2 protein-coding genes are annotated in these 1,721 nt (G+C 69.8%); both read left to right on the top strand.

The window, feature by feature from the left end; translation table 11 throughout:
* Positions 1-837, top strand: an 837-nt coding sequence (locus B4M60_RS09875) for an argininosuccinate synthase (RefSeq protein WP_291082988.1), incomplete at its 5' end; no start/stop codon positions are given.
* Positions 834-1,721 (top strand): argininosuccinate lyase (gene argH / locus B4M60_RS09870; protein WP_291082985.1); only part of this gene is annotated, 888 nt, incomplete at its 3' end. The genes B4M60_RS09875 and argH, both read left to right, overlap by 4 nt.

The raw sequence follows: 1,721 nt of genomic DNA, 5'->3' as shown, positions 1-1,721 counted from the left end.
GGCAACGACCAGGTCCGCTTCGAGGTGGGGTTCGGCGCGCTCGCCCCCGATCTCGACGTGATCGCCCCCGTCCGCGACTACGCCTGGACGCGTGAGAAGGCGATCGAGTTCGCCGAGCGGAACCAGATCCCGATCAACGTGACCAAGAAGTCCCCGTTCTCCATCGACCAGAACGTCTGGGGGCGCGCGGTGGAGACCGGCTTCCTCGAGGACCTGTGGAACGCCCCCACCAAGGACGTGTACGACTACACCGAGGACCCCACCCTCAACTTCTCCGCCCCCGACGAGGTCACCGTGACCTTCTCGGAGGGCGTCCCGGTGGCGATCGACGGGCGGAAGGTCACCGTGCTCGAGGCCATCGTCGAACTCAACCGTCGAGGGGGCGCGCAGGGTGTCGGCCGCCTCGACATGGTCGAGGACCGGCTCGTCGGCATCAAGAGCCGTGAGGTCTACGAGGCGCCGGGCGCGATGATCCTCATCGCCGCGCACAAGGCCCTCGAGGACGTCACCCTCGAGCGGGAGCTGGCGCGCTACAAGTCGGGCGTCTCCGACGAGTGGTCCAACGCGGTGTACGACGGGCTGTGGTTCTCCCCCCTCAAGTACGCGCTCGACGCGTTCATCGACAACACCCAGCAGCACGTCTCGGGTGACATCCGCATGGTCCTGCACGGGGGGTCCATCGTGGTCAACGGGCGCCGCTCGGAGAAGTCGCTGTACGACTTCAACCTCGCCACCTACGACGAGGGGGACTCGTTCGACCAGAGCTACGCCAAGGGCTTCGTCAACCTCCACGGGCTGAGCTCCAAGATCGCCGCCAAGCGGGACCTCGGGCTGTGAGCGACGGCGGGGATCGGGACGGGCGGCACGGCACCAACACGGGCGCACTGTGGGGAGGCCGGTTCTCCGGCGGCCCCGCGGAGGCGATGGCCGCGCTGAGCAAGTCCACGCACTTCGACTGGGAGCTGGCCCGGTACGACATCCGGGCGTCAAAGGCCCACGCGCGCGTGCTCCACCGCGCGGACCTGCTCTCGGGTGCGGACCTCGACGCGATGCTCGACGGTCTGGACCGGTTGGCGGCCGACGTCGCATCGGGGTCGTTCGTCCCGTCGGAGTCCGACGAGGACGTCCACGGTGCCCTCGAACGAGGCCTGATCGACAGGGTCGGGATCGAGGTGGGGGGCCGCCTCCGGGCGGGCCGCTCTCGCAATGACCAGGTGGCCACCCTGTTCCGCATGTGGTTGCGGGACGCCGTCCGCGCCGTGGCGGAGGGGGTACTCGACGTGATCGATGCCCTCGTGGCCCAGGCGGACGCCCATCCCGAGACGGTGATGCCGGGTAAGACCCACTTCCAGGCCGCCCAGCCGGTCCTGTTGGCACACCAGCTCCTGGCCCACGCCCAGCCGCTGCTGCGGGATCTCGACCGGATCCGGGACCTGGACCGCCGGCTCGCGGTGTCGCCGTACGGGTCGGGCGCCCTGGCCGGCTCCTCGCTCGGTCTGGACCCGGACGCCATCGCCGCCGAACTCGGCTTCGACCGCGCGGCGGACAATTCGATCGACGCCACCAGCTCGCGGGACTTCGCCGCCGAGGCGGCCTACGTCCTGGCGCAGATCGCGGTGGACCTGTCGCGGTTGGCGGAGGAGGTGATCGCCTGGTCGACCCCGGAGTTCGGGTACGTCACCCTGGCCGACGAGTGGTCCACCGGCAGCTCGATCATGCCG

It is taken from the genome of Dietzia sp. UBA5065 (assembly GCA_002415925.1).
GTDB lineage: Bacteria > Actinomycetota > Actinomycetes > Mycobacteriales > Mycobacteriaceae > Dietzia.
Note: the sequence above shows the minus strand (reverse complement) of the source record. Positions and strands in the feature narration are given on the sequence as shown.